Annotated in this window: 5 protein-coding genes; 4 read left to right on the top strand and 1 reads right to left on the bottom strand. The window is 75.3% G+C overall.

Annotation, left to right across the window (positions count from 1 at the left end):
• From PYV61_RS20415 to PYV61_RS20405, 3 genes are all read left to right on the top strand, one after another.
• Positions 1 to 1,388: amidohydrolase family protein (locus tag PYV61_RS20415; protein ID WP_275835078.1), on the top strand; the 1,388-nt coding region annotated here is incomplete at its 5' end.
• A gap of 14 nt (positions 1,389 to 1,402) precedes the next feature.
• Positions 1,403 to 2,782, top strand: a complete 1,380-nt coding sequence (locus PYV61_RS20410) for an amidohydrolase family protein (RefSeq protein WP_275835076.1) — start codon at positions 1,403 to 1,405, stop codon at positions 2,780 to 2,782.
• Positions 2,782 to 4,131, top strand: a complete 1,350-nt coding sequence (locus PYV61_RS20405) for an amidohydrolase family protein (protein WP_275835074.1) — start codon at positions 2,782 to 2,784, stop codon at positions 4,129 to 4,131. The genes PYV61_RS20410 and PYV61_RS20405 overlap by 1 nt, the downstream gene beginning before the upstream one ends.
• A gap of 61 nt (positions 4,132 to 4,192) precedes the next feature.
• Here the strand turns inward: PYV61_RS20405 and PYV61_RS20400 are convergent, their stop codons facing one another.
• Complete coding sequence (locus PYV61_RS20400; RefSeq protein ID WP_275835072.1) at positions 4,193 to 4,726, bottom strand: hypothetical protein; 534 nt, start codon at positions 4,724 to 4,726, stop codon at positions 4,193 to 4,195.
• 123 nt (positions 4,727 to 4,849) lie between these two features.
• On the opposite strand from PYV61_RS20400, the gene PYV61_RS20395 reads away from it, so the two are divergent.
• On the top strand, positions 4,850 to 5,348 hold a 499-nt coding region (locus PYV61_RS20395), incomplete at its 3' end, for a response regulator (RefSeq protein ID WP_275835070.1).

The following is a 5,348-nucleotide window of genomic DNA, read 5'->3' as shown; positions in this document are numbered from 1 at the left end:
GCGGCGCCGCGGCCTTCGCGGCGGCCGTGCAGGCGCAGGCGCAGCCGGCGGGCGGGCGCCTCGTCGTGCACCCGGCGGGGCTGACCCCCGAGGCCACGTCGGTCGCCCAGCTGCGCGTCGACGCCGACGCGTTCGCGGCGGCGCACGCCGCCGGCTTCACCGCCGCCCTGGCCGCCCCGCCGTCGGGGATCCTGGCCGGGCAGAGCGCGCTGATCACGCTCGGCGACGACCCGGCCGCGCTGGTCCTCAAGGCGCCGGTCGCGCAGCACGTCGGCTTCACGCCGGTGCGCGGCGGCGGCTACCCCAACTCGCTGCTCGGCGTGTTCAGCGCGCTGCGCCAGATGCTGCTCGACGCGCAGCACTACCGCGACGAGCAGGCCGCCTACGCGCGCAGCGCCCGCGGCATGACCCGCCCGGCGTACGACGCCGCGCTCGACGCGCTGCAGCCGGTGCTGGCGCGCACGCAGCCGGTGGTGATGCAGGCCGACACGAAGCGCGAGATCGAGCGCGCGCTCGACCTGGCCAAGGAGTTCAACCTGCGCGCGATCATCGCCGGGGGCGCCGAGGCGGACCAGGTGGCCGACCGGCTGAAGGCGGAGAACGTGCCGGTGCTGCTGTCGGCGAACTTCCCGCGCCGCCCGCAGCAGGCGGCCAACGCCGACGCCGACCCGGAGCCGCTGCGCGTGCTGCGCGCCCGCGTCGAGGCGCCGCAGGTCCCGTCGCGGCTCGCCAAGGCCGGCGTGCGCTTCGCCTTCCAGTCGGGCGGGCTGGCCAACGCCGCCGACCTGCTGGCGAACGTGCAGCGCGCGGTCGAGCAGGGGCTCCCCGCCGACCAGGCGGCGCGCGCCATGACGCTCGCCCCGGCCGAGATCCTCGGCGTCGGCGACCGCGTGGGGACGCTCGAGGTGGGGAAGATCGCGAACCTGACGCTGGTGCGCGGCTCGCTCGGCGCCGCGAACGCGCGCGTCGCGCAGCTGTTCGTCGACGGGCGCCCGGTGACGGTGCGCGCCGCGGCGCCGGCGGCGGGCGAGGGGGCGGCCACGCTCGCCGGCGCCTGGACGACGACCGTCGCGCTCGACAACCAGAGCTACGCGGTGACGCTCACGCTCCGGCAGGAGGGGGAGCGCGTCACCGGCGCGCTGCAGGGCGACCTCGGGACGGGCGAGGTCACCAACGGCTCGGCGGGCGCCGACGGCGCCGTGCGCTTCACCGTGCCGATCACGATCAAGGAGGGGACGGAGGAGGCGACGTTCACCGGCACGCTGGAGGGGAACGCGATCCGCGGCCGCGTGACGATCGTCGGCCACGAGCCGGGCACGTTCACCGGCACGCGCCCCGGGCGCGGCGGCGCCGCCGCCCCGGCGCGCCAGACGCCGCCGCGGGAGTGACCCCCATGCCCACCATGCGACCCACGCCCATGCTCCCGCGCACCCTCGCCGCGCTCGCGGCGCTGGCCCCGACGGTGCTGGCCGCGCAGGCGGCGCGCCCGGCCTCGGGCGGCACGACGCTGATCCGGAACGCCACCGTCCTCACGGTGACCAAGGGGACGCTGCAGAACACCGACCTGCTGCTGCAGGGCGGCAAGATCGCGCGCATCGGCCAGAACCTGCAGGCGCCGGCCGGCGCGACGGTCGTCGACGCGACCGGCAAGTTCGTGATGCCCGGGATCATCGACCCGCACTCGCACATGATGAGCGACGCCATCAACGAGGGCTCGCTCTCGGTGACGTCGATGGTGCGGATCACGGACGTGCTCAACCCGACGGCGATCAACGTGTACCGCGCGCTGGCCGGCGGCGTCACGACGATCAACATCCTCCACGGCTCGGCCAACACGATCGGCGGCCAGAACGCGACCGTGAAGCTCAAGTACGGGCGCGAGGCGGCGGAGATGGTGTTCCCGGGCGCCACGCCCGGCATCAAGTTCGCGCTCGGCGAGAACGTCACGCGCAAGAGCCGCACGGCGATCCCGGGCGGCCCGCCGGCGCGCTACCCGACGTCGCGCATGGGGCAGGAGGAGGTGCTGCGCGACGCGTTCGTGCGCGCCCGCGAGTACAAGGCGTCGTGGGACGAGTACCGCCGCGCCGGCGCGCGCGGCGTCGCCCCGCGCCGCGACCTCGAGCTGGAGCCGCTGGTCGAGGTGCTGGAGGGGAAGCGCTACGTCCACGCGCACGGCTACCGCGGCGACGAGATGCTGATGCTGCTGCAGGTCGCCGACGAGTTCGGGTTCAAGGTGCGCACGCTGCAGCACGGCCTCGAGGGGTACAAGATCGCCTCGGAGATCGCGAAGCACGGCGCCGGGCTCTCGACCTTCGCCGACAGCTGGTCGTACAAGATCGAGGCGTACGACGCGATCCCGTACAACGCCGCGATCCTGGTGCGCCACGGCGTGCTGACGACGATCAACTCCGACTCCGACGAGCGCATCCGCCGGCTCAACATCGACGCGGCCAAGCTCGTGAAGTACGGCGACCTGACCGAGGACGAGGCGCTGAAGACGATCACGTACAACGGCGCCCTGCAGCTCGGCGTGCAGGACCGCGTGGGCTCGATCGAGGTCGGCAAGGACGCCGACGTCGCCATCTGGAGCGCGCACCCGCTGAGCGTCTACGCCAACGTCGACAAGACCTTCATCGACGGGGAGCTGTTCTTCGACCGCCAGAAGGACCTGGCCGAGCGCGAGGCGAAGGCCCGCGAGCGCCAGCAGCTGGAGCGCGCCGAGCAGCCCGCGCGCCAGCAGCGCCCCGCCCAGCCGTTCGTCCCCAACGAGGAGCGCCGCTGATGCCGCGCCGCACGACCGTCCCCGCGGCGCTCGCCGCGCTCCTGCCGTTCCTGCCCGCCGTCGTCGGCGCGCAGCTCGGCTCCTACAACCCGCCGCCGGGCGCGCAGGGCACCTTCGCGATCCGCGGCGCCCGGATCGTCCCCGTCTCGGGCCCCGACATCGCCAGCGGCACGGTGGTCGTCAGCGGCGGGAGGATCGCCGCCGTCGGCGCCGACGCCGCGGTCCCCGCCGGCGCGACCGTGATCGACGGCGCGGGGCTCACGGTGTACCCCGGCATGTTCGACGCCGGCACCTCGATCGGGCTCTCGGAGATCCCGCAGGGCGCGCCGTCGACCGTCGACGTCAGCGAGACCGGGAACTTCAACCCGAACGCGCAGGCGTTCTTCGGCGTCAACCCGCAGAGCGCGCACGTCGGCGTCACGCGCGTCGTCGGGATCACGCACGTGCTGTCGCGCCCCTCGGGCGGCGTGATCTCGGGGCAGGCGACGCTGCTCAACCTCGCCGGCTCCACCGTCCCCGAGATGAGCGTGGTGCCGCGTGCCGCGCTGGTGGTCGAGCTGCCGCGCTCGGGCTTCGGCGGCGGGCGCTTCGGCGGGGGCGGGTTCGCCTTCGCCGCCGCCGGCAGCCAGCAGGACGTGCAGCGCGCCCGCACCCGCCAGCTCGACTCGCTGCGCGCGATGCTGCGCGACGCCGACGCCTACCAGAAGGCGCACGACGCGTACGCGAAGGACAAGGCGCTGCCGCGCCCGCGGCAGGACGTGGTGCTGTCGGCGCTGGTGCCGTACGTGCGGCGCCAGGCGCCGGTGCTGTTCATCGCCGACCGCGCGCCCGACATCCGCGAGGCGGTGGCGTTCGCCGAGGAGATGCAGCTCAGGCCGATCATCGTCGGCGGGCGCGACGCCTGGCAGGTGGGCGCGTTCCTGAAGCAGAAGGACGTCCCGGTGCTGCTGTCGGCGGTGATGGACCTGCCGTCGCGCGAGGACGACCCGTACGACGTGAACTTCGCGTCGCCGTCCAAGCTGGCGGCCGCCGGGGTACGCTTCGCGATCACGTCGGGCGACCAGGGCGCCGAGGCGCGCAACCTCCCCTACACGGCGGGGATGGCGTCGGCGTTCGGGCTCTCCAAGGCCGACGCGCTGAAGGCGGTCACCCTCTGGCCGGCGCAGATCCTCGGCGTCGGCGACCGCCTCGGCTCGATCGAGGTCGGCAAGGTCGCGAACCTCGTCGTCACCGACGGCGACCTGCTCGAGGCGCGCACGAGGACGAGGCACCTCTTCATCGCCGGCCGCCCGGTGCCGCTCGATTCCAAGCACACGGACCTCAACGACCGGTTCAAGGACCGGCCGTGACGATGCTGCGGGCTGCGGGTCTGGTCGAATCCGCAGCCCGCAGCCCGCAGCCCGCAGTGCGTCAGGGCCGCCGACTGAGGTTGTAGCCCACCGTCGCCCCGACGCTCGGGAGGAGGAACACCGCCGCCCCGGCCACCGCGGCCACCACGCGCCCCCCGCGCGGTGGCCGGTCGTCGTCGTCGTCGTCGCGGTCTACCAGGCGCACCAGCGCCCAGCTGGCGAGCCCCCCGGCCGCCGCGCCGACGACCGCCGCCACGAAGCGCCCGCGCCCCGGCCCGCGCGCGCCGATCAGCGCCGGCCCGGCCGCCGCCCCGCGCGCGCCGCCGGCGTACGCGGCGCCCAGCGAGATCGCCGACGTGGTGGCGTCGTCGCGCCCCAGCCGCTCGAAGAAGGTGTCGGTGAGCACCCCGAGCGTCACGAAGCCGACGGGGGTCAGCAGCGCGCCCGCGCCCACCTGCGCCGCCACCCGCGTCGGGGCGAGCGAGCGCACGTCGCGCGGGGCGGCGTCCTGCGCGCCGAGGGGCGTCGCGCCCACGGGCGCGGCGAGCAGCAGCCCCGCGGCCAGCGCGGCGGCGGGGGGACGGCGGGGTGGCATGATCGTGGGGGAGGGCAGATCGTGGGCCACCCGGGCGTGGGACACTGACCCATGCCGGGCGGGCGGCTCGCCTTGCATCGTCAATCTGGCGCCCCTCCCGGCCGCCCTGCCATCCACGAGCCCATGACCGCACCCGACGACTTCGGATTCGGCGTCACCTTCGCGACCGACGCGCGCCCCGCGGGCGAGGCGGCGCTGCGCATCCTGATCGTCGAGGACCACCACGACCTCGCCGAGGCGCTGCAGATGAACCTGCGCGGCGAGGGGTACCGCACCGAGCTGTCGAGCGACGGGCGCCAGGCGCTCGCCCTCGTGCGGCGCCGGGCGCCCGACCTGATGGTCCTCGACCTCGGCATCCCGGGGATGGACGGGCTGTCGCTGCTCGCCCAGCTGCGCGCCGAGGGGCACTGGTGCCCCGTGCTGATCCTCTCGGCGCGCGACGCCGACGCCGACAAGGTCGAGGGGTTCCGCCTCGGCGCCGACGACTACGTGACCAAGCCCTTCCGCCCGCTCGAGCTGATGGCGCGGATCGACGGGATGCGGCGCCGCATCCTGCTCGAGCGCCCGGCCGCCGAGCGCGCCGAGGCCGAGCGGTCGGCGCGGCTGGCCGCGGAGCCGGCGC

The sequence above is a fragment of the Roseisolibacter sp. H3M3-2 genome, assembly GCF_029211165.1.
Lineage (GTDB): Bacteria > Gemmatimonadota > Gemmatimonadetes > Gemmatimonadales > Gemmatimonadaceae > Roseisolibacter.
This window is presented reverse-complemented; position numbering and strand designations above follow the sequence as displayed.